The sequence below is a fragment of the Streptococcus mitis genome, from assembly GCF_003944325.1.
GTDB lineage: Bacteria > Bacillota > Bacilli > Lactobacillales > Streptococcaceae > Streptococcus > Streptococcus mitis_CW.
Genome location: NZ_RJPX01000002.1, coordinates 96,576 through 112,397 on the forward strand (window position 1 = coordinate 96,576; position 15,822 = coordinate 112,397).

The 15,822-nt window shown below is 35.6% G+C and carries 11 protein-coding genes and 2 tRNA genes; 5 read left to right on the plus strand and 8 right to left on the minus strand.

The annotated features are described in order from the left end of the window. Window positions 1-3 precede the first annotated feature (3 nt). Genes rodZ through yfmF form a run of 3 tightly spaced genes read right to left on the minus strand, consistent with a single transcriptional unit; the run spans window position 4 to window position 3,403 of the window. On the minus strand, window positions 4-831 hold the full coding sequence (rodZ, locus tag D8787_RS01490; RefSeq protein ID WP_125420333.1) for a cytoskeleton protein RodZ: 828 nt from the start codon (window positions 829-831) through the stop codon (window positions 4-6). Between the two features lie 41 nt (window positions 832-872). Beyond that, entirely contained in the window at window positions 873-2,156 is a 1,284-nt protein-coding gene (yfmH, locus tag D8787_RS01495) for an EF-P 5-aminopentanol modification-associated protein YfmH (RefSeq protein ID WP_125420335.1), read from the minus strand. Beyond that, the gene (gene yfmF / locus D8787_RS01500) at window positions 2,153-3,403 is read right to left on the minus strand and encodes an EF-P 5-aminopentanol modification-associated protein YfmF (protein ID WP_125420337.1); all 1,251 of its coding nucleotides are present in this window, start codon (window positions 3,401-3,403) and stop codon (window positions 2,153-2,155) included. Before yfmF ends, yfmH begins: the two co-directional genes overlap by 4 nt. Window positions 3,404-3,561: 158 nt before the next feature. On the opposite strand from yfmF, the gene yaaA reads away from it, so the two are divergent. Together yaaA and recF are read left to right on the plus strand one after the other, a co-directional pair. After that, window positions 3,562-3,930 (plus strand): S4 domain-containing protein YaaA, encoded by a 369-nt coding sequence (yaaA, locus tag D8787_RS01505; protein WP_125420339.1) that lies wholly within the window; start codon window positions 3,562-3,564, stop codon window positions 3,928-3,930. Window positions 3,931-3,932: 2 nt separating this feature from the next. After that, window positions 3,933-5,030 carry a DNA replication/repair protein RecF gene (recF, locus tag D8787_RS01510; RefSeq protein ID WP_125420341.1) on the plus strand — a complete coding sequence of 366 codons (1,098 nt, stop codon included), beginning with the start codon at window positions 3,933-3,935 and terminating at the stop codon, window positions 5,028-5,030. Window positions 5,031-5,079: 49 nt separating this feature from the next. On the opposite strand, the gene guaB is transcribed toward recF, so the two are convergent. Next, window positions 5,080-6,558: an IMP dehydrogenase gene (gene guaB / locus D8787_RS01515; RefSeq protein WP_049521113.1), complete on the minus strand. Its 1,479-nt coding sequence runs from the start codon at window positions 6,556-6,558 to the stop codon at window positions 5,080-5,082. 257 nt (window positions 6,559-6,815) lie between these two features. Then, on the minus strand, window positions 6,816-7,841 hold the full coding sequence (gene trpS / locus D8787_RS01525) for a tryptophan--tRNA ligase (RefSeq protein WP_102211443.1): 1,026 nt from the start codon (window positions 7,839-7,841) through the stop codon (window positions 6,816-6,818). 205 nt (window positions 7,842-8,046) lie between these two features. On the opposite strand from trpS, the gene D8787_RS01530 reads away from it, so the two are divergent. Continuing rightward, window positions 8,047-9,669, plus strand: coding sequence for an ATP-binding cassette domain-containing protein (locus D8787_RS01530; RefSeq protein WP_000958772.1), 1,623 nt, complete (start codon window positions 8,047-8,049; stop codon window positions 9,667-9,669). Between the two features lie 61 nt (window positions 9,670-9,730). Then, window positions 9,731-12,274: a YfhO family protein gene (locus D8787_RS01535; protein ID WP_125420343.1), complete on the plus strand. Its 2,544-nt coding sequence runs from the start codon at window positions 9,731-9,733 to the stop codon at window positions 12,272-12,274. Between the two features lie 28 nt (window positions 12,275-12,302). Here the strand turns inward: D8787_RS01535 and D8787_RS01540 are convergent, their stop codons facing one another. Beyond that, a complete protein-coding gene (locus tag D8787_RS01540; protein WP_125420345.1) occupies window positions 12,303-14,945 on the minus strand; it encodes a YhgE/Pip domain-containing protein in 2,643 nt (880 codons plus the stop codon). 127 nt (window positions 14,946-15,072) lie between these two features. Here D8787_RS01540 and D8787_RS01545 point away from each other — a divergent pair, with 127 nt between their 5' ends. Beyond that, window positions 15,073-15,615, plus strand: a complete 543-nt coding sequence (locus tag D8787_RS01545; RefSeq protein ID WP_125420347.1) for a TetR/AcrR family transcriptional regulator — start codon at window positions 15,073-15,075, stop codon at window positions 15,613-15,615. Window positions 15,616-15,655: 40 nt separating this feature from the next. Here the strand turns inward: D8787_RS01545 and D8787_RS01550 are convergent. Next, a tRNA-Asn gene (locus D8787_RS01550) sits at window positions 15,656-15,729 on the minus strand. A 5-nt stretch (window positions 15,730-15,734) separates the two neighbouring features. Continuing rightward, window positions 15,735-15,806, minus strand: a tRNA-Glu gene (locus tag D8787_RS01555). Window positions 15,807-15,822: the final 16 nt, after the last annotated feature.

Sequence of the window (15,822 nt, forward strand, 5' to 3'; positions counted from 1 at the left end):
TCCTTAATTTTTAGTAAAGGTTACAGTGATTTGTCCAGTCTGAGCTGTTAATTTCGATAAATCAACAGTCTGATTATCTACTGTTAAAGCGACACCTTTGACAACACCTAACGTAATCATTACAGGATTTTTAATTGAAACGGTTGTTTCCGCACTTTTATTATCCGGTGATAAAGTCACACCACCCTCAAGATCACTTTCTGAAACACTAACCCAACTTCTAGCATCTGACACTGATAATTGCAATTTTGCAGTTTCCTTACTTGTTTTATAAGCGATTTCTACATAATTTCCTTCACCTGACACACTTATAGCCGATTCTATACTAGAAGAACTACTAGATGAGCTGCTGCTTGAAGATGGAGTCACAGAACTAGTCGTACTTGTTGCTTGGACTACACTATAACTAGACGCAGATGAAGCCTCCGGTTGAGTCTGGACATAATTCCAAACATAATAAGTCACAAAAATGACAATCGATAGTGCAAAGAGTACAAAATAAAATAAAGGTAAAAATGATGTCTTATTTTTCTTACTTGAACGTCTCCTACCTGTCAACTCGTCTTCATCAACATCTACTTCCTCATAAGTAATCATGCTCCTAGAATCGTAAGCATCCAAGATAATTCTCTCATCTAGCTCAACTGCCCAAGCATACTTTCGCAAAAAAGAACGAGTATAAAATGGACTAGGAAGTTGATCAAAATCATCAGCTTCCATTGCCTCCAACATATCCAACTGAATTTCTGTTTTTTTATGTAATTCTTCTAAAGTCAACCCTTGGTTGGTTCTAGCTAAACGTAAAACCTCACCAATTGTTTTTTTCCTCATACTTGTCATCCCTTCTTTCTAGTGTCTATTATGATAGGTTACTACGATGGGAATATTGTACAATCAACTATGTCACCATCATCTATTAAATGATGTCCAGCATCAAGGACATCCTCTAAAGTAATTTCCTGTAAAATCTTTGGCAAATCAAAAATTGTCTCACTACGTTCAAAAGCATCATATTGTGTTGCAATAAATTCAAGAGAGTTCATGCTACTGAAAAATTCTCCAAACATCTCTCTTTTTATAATATCTAAATGATCCTCTGTAATATCTAAATCCTTTGTGAAATTACGAATAGCCTTCCTAAACTGATGAGATAAAGCAACTGGCTCTTTTGTGTCCATTGTCAATATAACAAAATGAAAGCGACTTGTTACTTCAATTTCAAGAGATAAGGAAGCATCTATTTTACCTGATTCATATAACTTTTGAAAACGATCCGAAGTCCAACCAAACATCATTGCAAACAATAATTTTAATAAAATATGATGTCGATAGCAATCCGCCTCAGCAACTTCTCGATTACCTCTAATCCCAATCGCTAGTTTGGGAGAAGATACTTCCATTCTCATACTGTCTGTTGGCTTCACATCTTGTAAAAGCAACTTTTCTCTTGCTACTTCCTGAACATCTGAATCTTCCAGTTCTTTTCTTTCACAATAGTCCTGTACTTGCTCCACATCAAAATTACCAACTAAAAACAGAGACATATTTACAGGTTTGTAAAACCTTGTAAAGTTTTCTTGCAAATTAGTTAGATTGATTTGGGAAATGGACTCCTCACTTCCAACTATATCAGTTGCTAAAGGTGTGCCAGGATACAAATTCGCTAAAGTCGAAAAGAACAAACACGAATCTGGATCATCTTGATACATTTCTCGTTCTTGCTGAATAATATCCTGCTCTCTCAGAATGGAATCTTCAGTAAAATGTGCCGATGTTACCAATTCATCAAGTAAATCTAAATTCTCTAAGAGATAATCCGTCGATGAAAAAAGATAGTTTGTTTTTGTAAAGCTTGTAAAGGCATTGCTATCTGCACCTAGACTCGTAAAATCCGACATCAAATCGCTAGAATCTTCTCTCTCAAATAATTTATGTTCAAGAAAATGAGCAATTCCCGCAGGATATTGTTTTACATCTCCGTCAACTTCTGTGACAAGCATATCTACCGAACCAAACTGAACAGTGACACTCCCGTAAACCTCTTTAAATTCCTTTTTAGGTAACAGAGCAACTGTCAATCCATTTGCAAAACGAGTTCGATAAACCATTTCTTTTACAGCTGGATAGTATTTTTCTTCAAAAACAACCTTTGTCATTCTATTCCTTCCATAAAGTAAATTGCCTGTAGCTTCACATTATTAGCTGCTCTACAAATAGCATCTTTGTCAATTTGTTCGAGTTTTTCAATCCAACTTTTAAAGTCTGCTGAAGATTTTCCAAGTAAGGCATTTTGATAAGCACGTTCAATCAATGAACCTTGATTATCTTGAGAAAGCAACAAAGACCGACGAATCATTTCCTTGGTCTGCTCTAACTCAAGATCTGTAAAATAACCTTTTTTTATATCAAGCAGTTGATTATTCATCATTTTTCGAGCCTGATTCCGATTTTCTCGATCAATACCAGCATACATCCTCAAAAATCCACTAAATAAATCAAGCTGACTTGAAATGGTATAAGCTAATCCAGCATTTTCACGGACATTTGTAAAGAGTTTAGAGTGAGCAAATCCACCCAGTAAACCATTCATTACAATCATGGGTAAATGTTGCTCATCACCATATTCAGCAGAGCAATGATAGCCCAACTCTAAAATAGACTGTCCCACATTTTTCCGAACCATGCCTTCCTGAAGGATATTGGAATAAGGTTGACAATACTGAACCTTCACATTACCTTCTCGACCCAGAAAACCAAATGATTCTAATACATTTAGAATTTCAACCTCATTAAAATCACCTAGGAAAAAGAAATCTATTCGATCTTTGTCCAAAAATTCTTGGAAACAAGAATAAGAACTTTGTGGAGTTTCAGCTAAAATACGATTTCGTAAATCACTATACTCCAATTGGAGACATTCGTCATGAAAAAATAATTTATCTAATTCTTTATGTGAAAAATAAAAAGAATCATCCATATCAGCTGCTAAACTTGCTAGCAATTGCTTTTTCTCAATTTCAAATAAGGCTGGAGCAAATCCATTATCAACTACCACGGGTGAGAAAAGAGTCTCTTTTACTAGTTCAAAAACCTGAGAAGTTAGCACATTCTTCTTGCTTAAAAACTCATCACGAACATAAGTAAATGTCAATTCTACAATATGACTTTGCCCTCTTCTAAAACAATTGGTTGACATATCTGTACCGTATAGACTGGCCAAGTGTCTTCTCAAATCTTGAGAAGTGGGATACATCTGGTTAGCTGTTTCTAGCATACTCGCACTCAACATGCGACCTGCAATCGTATCAAGAGATAATGGAGCTGTAAAACGCACGGTAATTTTGTTCGTTTTAAACTTCTTTGATTGGATAAAATGTGTTGAAATTCCATGCACTAACTCCATGATTTACCTCCTTATATACAGACTTCTATTATATCACGAAAACCTGAAATTTTCTTGTTCCCTGTAACAGTTTTGAAATAAAAATCGCTTACATTTATCCCTGTTTCTATCACCATTTTTAGGAAAATATGGTATAATACCAAAGATTGAGGTGAATTATGGAATACAAATTATTTGAAGAATTTATTACCCTCCAAGCACTACTCAAAGAACTTGGAATTACACATAGCGGAGGAGCTATTAAATCATTTCTCTCTGAACATTCTGTTTACTTTAATGGGGAATTAGAGAATCGTCGTGGTAAAAAACTTCGTATTGGCGATAAAGTTGACATACCTGACATGAACATTGACATCTTATTGACACAACCTACTTCTGAAGAACAAGAGGAATACCAAGCTGATAAAGTTGAAAAAGAACGGATCGCTAAACTTGTAAAGGAGATGAATAAGGGAGTTAAAAAAGACAAATCGAAACCTACTTCAGCACCTAAAAACAAACAAGCTCCGCGATTCCCTGGTAGATAATCATGTGGCTACAAAACCTATCTCTCAAGACTTTTCGTAACTACAAAGAGACGAAAATAGACTTTAATCCTAAATTGAATGTCTTTTTAGGACGCAATGCACAAGGAAAAACAAATATGCTAGAGGCTATCTATTTTTTAGCCTTAACGCGTAGTCATCGAACTCGAACAGATAAAAATCTCATTCATTTTGATGAGGAACAACTTCATCTTTCAGGTCTTATTCAGAAAAAAACAGGATCCATTCCTCTCGAAATTGAACTAACACAAAAAGGACGTGTAACAAAAGTTAATCACTTAAAACAGGCACGACTTTCAGATTACGTAGGACACATGAATGTTGTCTTATTTGCTCCTGAAGATTTACAACTAATTAAAGGAGCACCTTCAGTTCGACGAAAATTTATTGATATGGAACTTGGACAAATTAAGCCAATCTATTTATCTGACTTAACCAATTATAACCACATCCTAAAACAAAGAAACACTTATCTAAAATCAGCTCAAAAAATAGATGAAACATTCCTTTCTGTGTTGGATGATCAACTAGTTGATTATGGATGTCGTGTAATGAATCACCGCTTAGATTTCATAAAAAAATTAGAATCATGTGGGCGTAAGAAACATTTTGAACTCTCTAATCAGATTGAAGAGTTGTCAATATCCTATCAACCTTCTGTCAATATAACTGACAAAGAAGACTTATCCGAATCTTTCAAATTTGCTTTAGAAAAAAGTAGGTCCAGAGATTTATTTAAAAAGAACACTGGTGTTGGTCCTCATCGGGATGACATTTCTTTTTATATAAATAGAATGGATGCTAGTTTCGGAAGTCAAGGCCAACATCGTAGTCTCGTCCTGTCTATAAAATTAGCAGAAATCGAGCTAATGGAAAGTATTACTACAGAATCCCCGATATTACTGCTTGACGATGTTATGAGCGAACTTGACAACACTAGACAATTAAAATTATTAGAAACGATTTCTCATTCAATCCAAACCTTTATCACAACAACAAGCATAGATCATCTTCAAAATCTACCAAAAAATCTAAGTATTTTCACTATTCAAGACGGTAAAGTTATTGTAAATAAAACTTGACAATATTGTAAAAGAACTCCTATTTTTACGGGAGTTCTTTTTATTTCTTTTACATAGAATAATTTGGTGCCTCATTAGTAATTTGTACATCATGAGGATGACTTTCTTTCAAACCAGCACCAGACATTTCAATAAATTGAGCATTATCATGCAACTCTTTAAGGTTAGCTGCACCACAATAACCCATACCAGAACGAATACCACCAATCATTTGGAAGACGATATCAGCTGCCGCTCCTTTATAAGCAACACGACCTTCAATTCCTTCTGGAACAAGTTTATTTGCTTCATTGACAGAACCTTGGAAGTAACGATCGCTTGAACCTTTCTTCATTGCTGCAATTGATCCCATACCACGGTAAGTCTTGAATTTACGTCCTTGGAAGATTTCAGTTTCACCTGGAGCTTCATCAGTTCCAGCAAACATTGATCCAAGCATAACTGCATTTCCACCTGCAGCAAGGGCTTTTACAATATCTCCAGAATACTTGATTCCACCGTCAGCAATGATCGTTTTCCCATATTCACGCGCAACGGCTGCAGCATCATAGATAGCTGTTACTTGCGGAACACCAACACCAGCAATTACTCGAGTAGTACAGATAGAACCTGGTCCAATACCAACCTTTACAACATCTACACCTGCTTCGTAAAGGGCACGCGCTCCCTCAGCAGTAGCAATATTTCCAGCAATCAAAGTACGATCTGGAAAGTGAGCACGAATCTCAGCAATTTTACGCAAGACACCTGCAGAATGACCATGTGCAGTATCAATAACAATCGCATCCGCCCCTGCCTCAAAAAGTGCCTCTGCACGTTCAAAGGTATCTGAAGTAACACCTACTGCACCTGCAACTAGAAGACGACCAAACTCATCTTTAGCAGCATTTGGAAACTCAATAACTTTTTCAATATCTTTGATAGTAATCAAACCAGAAAGACGACCTTCTTCATCTACCAAAGGAAGTTTTTCAATACGGTGTTCTTGAAGAATACTCTCAGCTGTTGCAAGATCTGTACCCACAGGAGCAGTAACAAGATTTTCACTAGTCATATGATTTGAGATTGGTTGGTTATAGTCTGAAATAAAACGAAGATCTCGGTTTGTCAAAATACCAACTAATTTACGATTTTCAAGTGTTTCAACAACTGGAACACCACTGATACGGTAACGTCCCATAAGCTCATCTGCTTCAGCAATTGTATGTTCAGGCGTCAAGAAGAAGGGATCAATAATAACTCCATTTTCAGAACGTTTTACCTTACGAACCTCTTCTGCTTGTTGAGCAATTGACATGTTTTTATGGATAACTCCGAGACCGCCTGCACGAGCAATAGCAATGGCCATTTGACTCTCTGTAACTGTGTCCATGGCAGCGGTAATAATTGGGATATTTAAAGTCAAATTATCTGCCAATTTAGTTGTTAAATCTGCATCGTTAGGCAACACATGACTTTCAGCTGGAATAAGCAATACATCATCAAAGGTAAAACCTTTTTTCAAAAATTTAGTGTCCCAATTAGACATTCGAAGTTTCCTCTTTTCTTTCTTTTTGAGCTTGACTCTTTTTATATTGTATCTATCATACCATTCTATAAAAATTTGTCAAATGTTACAGGGGTAAATAAAAAACTATCTTTTCTTCGAGATAGAAATGATAGTTTCTTGTAAAATAAACTTATACTCAATGAAAATCAAAGAGCAAACTAGGAAACTAGCCGCAGGCTGTACTTGAGTACGGCAAGGCGACGTTGACGTGGTTTGAATTTGATTTTCGAAGAGTATTAGTTAAAGTAATGAAGTCCCATTGCTCCTTTAACCTCAGATAGAGTTTGACCTGCAACGTCTCGCGCTCTTTCACTACCTTTTTGAAGCATATTATAAACTTCTCCCATATCTTTAGCAAATTCGATACGGCGCTCACGAATAGGACCAAGTTCACGTTCTAATATTTCAAGTAGATAACGTTTGGTCTTCACATCACCAAGACCACCTCGTTGATAATGTTCTTTCATGTCAGCAATTTCTTGAGCATCTTCTGGACGACCAAAAACATCTAGATAATGGAAAACCATATTTCCTTCAATTTTACCTGGATCCTCAACACGGATATGGTCTGGATCTGTATACATACTCATTACTTTTTTGCGCAAAGTATCCGCATCATCAGCTAAATAAATACCGTTATTGAGTGATTTAGACATTTTAGCATTTCCATCTAAACCAGGCAAACGACCTGCTCTTTCATTTTCTGGATAAATACCTTCCGGTTCCACCAAGACATCACAGTTATATGCATTGTTAAAAGAACGAACAATCTCGCGAGTTTGCTCAATCATTGGTTTCTGATCTGTTCCAACAGGAACATAATTAGCCTTGAAAGCAGTGATGTCAGCTGCTTGAGCGATTGGATAGACCAAGAATCCTGTCGGAATGCTTTCTCCAAACCCTTTTTGAGCAATCTCTGTCTTGACAGTTGGATTTCGCTCCAGACGTGCTAATGAAACCAGATTCATATAGTACATAGATAGTTCAGCCAGCTCTGGAATCTGGCTTTGAATAAAGATAGTTGATTTATTCGGATCCAATCCAACTGCAAGGTAATCCAAAGCCACATTTCCGATAGACTCTACAATGGTTTGAGGATCTTTGGCGTGATCTGTCAAGGCTTGTTGGTCAGCCAAGAACACAAACATATCATACTTATCCTCTTTCTGTAATAATACTCGATTTTTGAGACTTCCAACATAATGTCCAATATGCAACTTCCCTGTTGGACGGTCTCCTGTTAAAATAATGGGTTTAGTCATTTTGTTCTCCTTCGATATAGTCCCTTCAATTATAGCATTTTTTTAATGAAATAACCGTAATTTATCAAAATAAATCGACCTTGCTATTTATGTTTTTGTGTAAAGGGAATTGTAAATATAATTTACACAAAATTGACAGATAAAAATTTGAATATTTCTATATTTTCTAGTAGAANAAATATATTACACATATAGGAGAAAAACATTGCTTACAGTATCTGATGTTTCACTACGTTTTAGTGATCGCAAACTTTTTGATGATGTCAATATCAAATTTACAGAAGGAAATACTTATGGATTAATCGGTGCTAATGGTGCCGGAAAATCAACCTTTTTAAAAATTTTAGCTGGAGATATCGAACCTACTACTGGTCACATCTCTCTTGGTCCAGATGAACGTCTCTCTGTTCTTCGTCAAAATCACTTTGACTATGAAGATGAACGTGCCATTGATGTCGTTATCATGGGAAATGAAAAACTTTATAGCATCATGAAAGAGAAAGATGCCATCTACATGAAGGAAGATTTCTCAGACGAGGATGGAGTGCGTGCTGCCGAACTCGAAGGAGAGTTTGCCGAGCTTGGGGGCTGGGAAGCAGAAAGTGAAGCCTCTCAACTACTTCAAAATCTAAACATTCCAGAAGAATTGCACTACCAAAATATGAGCGAATTGGCCAATGGTGAGAAAGTGAAGGTTCTCCTCGCCAAAGCACTTTTTGGTAAACCAGATGTTCTTCTTTTGGACGAGCCTACTAACGGTTTGGATATCCAATCTATTACTTGGCTAGAAGACTTCTTGATTGACTTTGATAACACAGTTATCGTAGTATCCCATGACCGTCACTTCTTAAACAAAGTATGTACTCACATGGCCGACCTTGACTTTGGAAAAATCAAACTCTATGTCGGAAACTATGACTTCTGGAAGGAATCTTCTGAACTCGCTGCTAAATTGCTAGCAGACCGTAATGCCAAAGCAGAAGAAAAAATTAAGCAATTGCAAGAATTCGTTGCTCGTTTCTCTGCCAATGCTTCTAAATCAAGACAAGCAACCTCACGTAAGAAAATGCTTGACAAGATTGAGCTAGAAGAGATTGTGCCATCTAGTCGTAAATATCCATTTATTAACTTTAAAGCAGAACGTGAGATCGGTAATGATCTCTTGACAGTAGAAAATCTAACTGTAAAGATTGATGGTGAAACTATTTTAGATAATATCAGTTTTATCTTGCGTCCAGGTGATAAGACAGCACTTATTGGACAAAATGATATCCAAACGACTGCATTAATTCGTGCAATCATGGGAGATATTGACTATGAAGGAACTGTCAAGTGGGGAGTTACAACTAGTCAATCTTACCTGCCTAAAGATAACTCAGCTGATTTTGCAGGGGGAGAATCAATTCTTGACTGGTTGCGTCAATTCGCAAGTAAAGAAGAAGATGACAATACTTTCCTACGTGGCTTCCTAGGACGTATGCTCTTCTCTGGAGATGAGGTTAACAAACCTGTCAACGTCTTGTCAGGGGGAGAAAAAGTCCGTGTCATGCTTTCAAAACTCATGCTCTTGAAATCAAATGTGCTTGTCCTCGATGATCCAACCAATCACTTGGATTTGGAATCTATCTCAAGTTTGAACGATGGATTGAAAAACTTTAAAGAATCAATCATCTTTGCCAGTCATGACCACGAGTTTATTCAAACTTTGGCTAACCATATCATTGTCTTATCTAAAAATGGCGTCATCGATCGTATCGATGAAACCTATGATGAATTCCTAGAAAATGCAGAAGTACAAGCAAAAGTTAAAGAACTTTGGAAAGACTAAATAAATCTTCAAAACTCAGTTGGGTTAACCAGCTGAGTTTTCTAACATTTTATGAGGTAACATGAAATTATTTTTTAAAACATATTGGACCTATTTTGTTTCTTTCATCATTCCCATAATCATTATGATAGGAGTATATCTATCTCAAGGTATCTACTGGAATAGTGACAACTCTCCACTATTAGGAGATGGCTTTCATCAATACGTTATTTTTGATATAGCTCTAAGGAATATCCTACATGGAAATGGGAGTCTGTTTTACACCTTTACAAGTGGCCTAGGACTTAACTTCTATGCCCTATCTAGTTATTACTTGGGAAGTTTCCTTTCACCTCTAGTTTACTTTTTTGATCTAACGAATATGCCAGATGCTGTCTATCTGACAACTCTCTTAAAATTTGGATTGATTGGTCTGTCAACCTTCTTTAGTTTAAATAAATTATTTCAATCTATCCCTCAGACTTTAAAACTAGCTTTATCTACTTCCTATGCTCTGATGAGCTTTACCGTTAGTCAGTTAGAGATAAAAACCTGGCTAGATGTTTTTATCTTGATTCCTTTAATTATAACTGGTTTACACCTACTTATAACTGAAAAGAAATTCCTATTATACTTTACAAGTTTGTCAATCTTATTTATCCAAAACTATTATTTTGGCTATATGACAGCATTGTTTCTTATTTTCTGGTATCTCTGTCAAATTTCTTGGGACTTTAAAACTCGAAAATCATCTTTTCTTGATTTCATAATCACCTCCATTTTAGCTGGTATGGCTAGTTTGATTATGACTCTTCCCACTCTGTTTGATTTACAGACACATGGGGAAAAATTAACTGAAGTTACAAAGTTTCAAACTGAAAGTAGCTGGTATCTTGATCTCTTTGCTAAGCAATTCATTGGTTCCTTTGACACAACAAAGTATGGGGCTATCCCAATGATTTTTGTTGGACTACTTCCCTTTATTTTGACCATTTTATTTTTTACGCTGAAATCTATTAAGTTTCACGTGAAACTTATCTATACAATCTTCTTTACATTTCTAATTGCAAGCTTTTATATAGAAGCTCTTGATTTATTTTGGCAAGGCATGCATACTCCAAACATGTTTTTACATCGCTATGCTTGGATTTTCTCTACCCTGTTAATTTACACAGCAGCAGAAGTCTTAAATCATCTGAAAGAAATTAAAGTCTGGAATTTTTTAGCTTCTCTTTTTCTTGTAGTAACAGGATTTTTAGCCACCATCTATCTAAAATCGCATTATTCTTTTTTAACAGATTTGAATATTCTGCTTACTCTTGAATTTTTGGTTGTCTATTCTCTTTTACTCCTTGCAGTTATTAAAAAGTTTATCTCTGTAAATCTATTTGCCACTCTAATCTCTTTATTTATAATGGTTGAAATGAGTTTAAATGCTTCATCTCAAATAGATGGAATTGCTAAGGAATGGGGATTTGCTTCTCGAAGTGCATATAGTAGAGATATCCCAGCTATGAAATCTTTCTCAACATATATTGGGAATTCATTTACTCGTACTGAGAAACTAGAGACTCAGACAGGAAATGACAGTATGAAATTTAACTACAATGGAATCTCTCAATTTTCATCTGTTCGAAATCGTTCAGCAAGCTCTACTTTGGATAAACTTGGCTTTAAATCCTCTGGGACCAATCTCAATCTCCGCTATGCAAATAATAGTATTTTGGCTGATAGTTTATTTGGCATCCAGTATAATATCTCAGACAGTCCTATTGATAAGTATGGATTCCAAGATATCTATCAAAAAGATAATCTTACCCTATATGAAAATCAATTCTCTCTTCCGATTGCATTTGCTAGTCAATCTGTTTACAACGATGTCAAGTTCAATGAACACACTCTAGATAATCAAGCCTTGTTTTTAAATCAACTTGCTGACGTCAATTTTGATTATTTTTCTCCAATACCCTATGAAAAAACAGAGAATACTGATGATTTGATTAGTGTTACAAGTTCTTCAAATGAGGACGCAGCAATCCAGTATCAAATTGAAGTGCCAGAAAACAGCCAAGTTTATCTTTCTTTCACAAACCTTCACTTTTCTAATGATAAACAAAAGAAAGTTGACATCCTTGTCAATGGGGAAAAGAAAACTTTTACAACTGATAATGTCTTCTCCTTCTTTAATCTAGGCTATACAAAAGAGAAAAAAACTTTCAATATTAATGTTAGTTTCCCTGAAAATTCACAAGTATCATTTGAATCTCCTACCTTCTATCGTTTAGATACCAAAACTTTCACCGAGGCAATTCAAAAAATTAAAGAACAACCTGTCACAGTATCAACTTCTAAAAACAAGGTCTTTACTAGATATGATGTTAAACAAGATACGTCCATTTTCTTCACCATTCCTTATGACAAAGGCTGGTCTGCCTACCAAGATGGTAAGAAAATAGAAATTAAACAAGCTCAAACTGGTTTTATGAAAGTTGACGTTCCTGAGGGAAAAGGAACTATTACACTTTCCTTCATTCCCAATGGTTTTATTACTGGAGCAATCTGTTCCTTTACTTCTCTTTTACTATTTGGAATTTATAATCACAAACGAAAATCATCTAAGACCTAAAAAATCGACCAGTTGCTTGGTCGATTTTTTAATCTTCCTCCATTTTCTTAGGTTGATAGGCTAGCATACCTAAACAAATAAATAGTACTAATATAACGGCAAGGAAAATTACTTGATGATGAATATTTCCTGTCATAGAAATTGTTTGTCGTAATCCCGAAACCGAATAACTCATTGGTAACCATGGATTAATGGCTCTAAAGAAATAATTTGTCAAAGCAAGTGGATAGGTACCTGCACTTGATGCTAACTGTAATAAAAGCAAAATAAGAGAGAAAAAAGCTCCTATACGGCTATTCCATGTTGTTAAAGCAGTTACCATGGACATGAATACTAAACTTGTTAGGATAATGAGAATAAATGTTCTCATTTCATGATTAGCAGTTAAACCAATAAGATGAACTCCTCCATATACCAAAATTCCTGCTAAAACACCTATAATACCATTTATTTCAGTTCGAGATTTCAACCAAGCCCAACGGCTCTCTGGATGACGTCCTGAAGGCAATTTCGCAAAGATCATATTCGTTGATATTGCTGCAATAAAAAGAGCAACTGATATCATATACGGAGCCATTGCGATTCCATTTACAGGAACTTGGTCATTGTCTGTTTTGGAAAGATTGAGTGGATTTGACAAAATCTCTGCATTTTTAGATTCCGTTGATACTGATTTGAGTTGATCACTAGCATTACATAGTCCTTGTCCTAAAGAAGCAACTCCTGTCTGTAAATCTTCCAATCCAGAAGTTAACTTTGTCCCACCTTCTGCTAGTTTCCCAGACCCATCTGCCAATTTATTGGCTCCATTCTCTAATTGAGAAGCACCTGAAAGTAACTGACTGGATTTGTCTGCTAATTGACCAGATCCTGATTGTAATTTATCAACTCCTGCTATCAATTCTTGACTCTTTTGATTCAATTGATTGGAGGCAGTTGATAATTTTTCAATACCAGATACTAACTCTGGAGTTTTTTCAGCTAATTGACCAACTCCTGCTGTCAAGCTAGAAGATTTTTGTGTCAAGGTATTTGAGCCTGAAACTAGTTGATCCAAACTACCTTTCAAGGTGGAATTTTTTTCACTTAGTTGACTTGCACCCTGAGAAACTTTATCAACACCTGTAGTATATGCATTTACACCTGATGCAATCGACTGACTAGTAGGAACTAATTTACTCGTCACTGATCCCTGTATTTCTGTTAATCCACTTGACAATCCTGTCAAAGAAGTAGAAGCAAGCGGTAATACTTGATTAGCTTGATCTTTTAACATTAAAAGATTTGAAGATTGACTTTGTAAGTTTTCTAAACTTCCCTGTAAACCTTGTACTAAAGCTATAATTGACTGAGCCGATTGAATACTATCAGTCGAATTTTGAGATACAGAAGCACTTATATCAGCTTGTTGCTCACTTGTCAAGGATTGATAAGCTGCTGTCGATTGAATATTTGCTAATATATCTGCTTTATCAGACTGAGCACTTGCTAACATTTGATTAGAAAGAGAAACTATACTTGATAAAACAGAAGACAATTGTTTTGTATCTCCAACATCAATATTTTGAATGACTTTATTTAACTGATTTAGACCAGAAGATAATTGATTAATTTGATCTTTTTTCCCAGACGAAGCATCTAACTTACTAGAAAGTTGTTGAATCCCTTCACTTAATTGCTCCACACCCATTCGAAGTGTAGCTGATTGATTAGATAACTGATTAGCACCTGTTGCAAGATTTCCCACTCCGTTTGTATAGGCACTAACACCAGATGAAAATTGATTAAGACCAGCATTAAGCTGAGAAACACCGCCAGTATAGGATTCTACACCAGTATATAATTGATTGATTCCCCTTACTAATTCAGGACTTTTAGAAGATAATTGACCTAATCCGCTATCTAATTTACTCACTGCACCAGTATATGTAACTAAACCACTATTAAAATTCCCTAAGCCAAGATGAAGTTGTTCAACACCAGAAACATAAGAGGATAATCCTTTAGTAAACTGCTCCGTTCCATTTGAAAATGTTAAACTTGAATCTGCTAAAGAGTGTAGGTTAGTAGTCAATGTTTGACTTCCTGTCACTAATTGATTAGCTCCATCAGTTAATTTTTCACTACCAGAAGCTGCTTGACTCATACCATCCTTTAATTCGACCATCTTATCAAATAAAGCTTTAGTATAGGTCTCGGTTACATTGGTAGAAACATTCTGCTTCAATTGTGTCATCGCAGAATCGCTCATCTTGCTAGCAATAAAACTATGACCACTTGAAGTCTGATAATCGATTTGCATTTGCTCTGGATGATCCGTTAAAATCGAAGCTGCTTTTTCAGATAAATCACTTGGTAAAGTCACTACCATATAGTAATTGCCATCTTCCAATCCCTTCTTACCTTCCTCTTCATATACGAAATGAAAATCTAAAGTTTTATTTTCTTTTAAATTGGAGACCATGTCTTTTCCTATAGACATGCTATTACCGTTATAGGAATCCTCTTTATCATGATTGACAACTGCCACAGGTAAGTCAGACAATTTCCCATATGGATCCCACATTGATGACAAAAATATGATATTGTACAGAGCTGGAATAAGAGAAATCCCTATCATGACAATAATAAAGGTTGGTTTTTTAAAAATTGCTTTCCATTCTTTAAACATATCTTCTCCTTTTTTAAACATATTGTCTAAAATTTTGATATAATAGATTATACATTAAAAAATCTAAATTACAAGATAAAAAATCCATTTTTAGACAGATAGTCTAATTTGTTTACAAGGAGGAAATATGCAAGAAAGTAACAAACGCTTAAAAACAAAGCGAACTATTGAAAATGCTATGGTACAACTACTGATAGAACAGCCATTTGATCAAATTTCTACTGTCAAGTTAGCAGAAAAAGCCGGAATTAGTCGTTCCAGCTTCTATACTCACTATAAGGATAAGTATGATATGATTGAGCACTATCAAAGCAAGCTATTCCATACATTTGAATATATTTTTCAAAAACATGCTCATCACAAAAGAGATGCTATTTTAGAAGTATTTGAATATCTAGAGTCAGAACCACTTCTGGCTGCCCTTCTTTCTGAAAATGGGACTAAAGAAATCCAAAATTTCTTACGAAATAAACTTCATATCATGCTCAGTACGGATTTACAAAAGCAATTTATGCAACTGAATCTAAATACCACTGAATTAGAATATAGTAGCATCTATCTAACTCATGCACTTTTTGGTGTCTGCCAAACTTGGATTGCACATGGAAAAAAAGAAAATCCTCAAGAAATAACAGACTTCCTTATGAAAATGCTTGGTGATACAAATTGATACAAAAAGAGGAACACAGTTGTGTTCCCTTTTATCTATACTCCGCCAGTAGGACTCGAACCTACGACATCATGATTAACAGTCATGCGCTACTACCAACTGAGCTATGGCGGATAAAATAGTCCGTACGGGATTCGAACCCGTGTTACCGCCGTGAAAAGGCGGTGTCTTAACCCCTTGACCAACGGACCTTCTATCTGTAGCAGA

Excerpts from the sequence above, each read along its gene's own strand:
- D8787_RS01540 (WP_125420345.1), bottom strand. The coding sequence starts at position 14,945 with ATGTTTAAAGAATGGAAAGCAATTTTTAAAAAACCAACCTTTATTATT.
- rodZ (WP_125420333.1), bottom strand. The coding sequence starts at position 831 with ATGAGGAAAAAAACAATTGGTGAGGTTTTACGTTTAGCTAGAACCAAC.
- trpS (WP_102211443.1), bottom strand. The coding sequence starts at position 7,841 with ATGACTAAACCCATTATTTTAACAGGAGACCGTCCAACAGGGAAGTTG.
- yfmF (WP_125420337.1), bottom strand. The coding sequence starts at position 3,403 with ATGGAGTTAGTGCATGGAATTTCAACACATTTTATCCAATCAAAGAAG.
- recF (WP_125420341.1), top strand. The coding sequence starts at position 3,933 with ATGTGGCTACAAAACCTATCTCTCAAGACTTTTCGTAACTACAAAGAG.
- guaB (WP_049521113.1), bottom strand. The coding sequence starts at position 6,558 with ATGTCTAATTGGGACACTAAATTTTTGAAAAAAGGTTTTACCTTTGAT.
- yfmH (WP_125420335.1), bottom strand. The coding sequence starts at position 2,156 with ATGACAAAGGTTGTTTTTGAAGAAAAATACTATCCAGCTGTAAAAGAA.
- D8787_RS01535 (WP_125420343.1), top strand. The coding sequence starts at position 9,731 with ATGAAATTATTTTTTAAAACATATTGGACCTATTTTGTTTCTTTCATC.
- D8787_RS01545 (WP_125420347.1), top strand. The coding sequence starts at position 15,073 with ATGCAAGAAAGTAACAAACGCTTAAAAACAAAGCGAACTATTGAAAAT.
- yaaA (WP_125420339.1), top strand. The coding sequence starts at position 3,562 with ATGGAATACAAATTATTTGAAGAATTTATTACCCTCCAAGCACTACTC.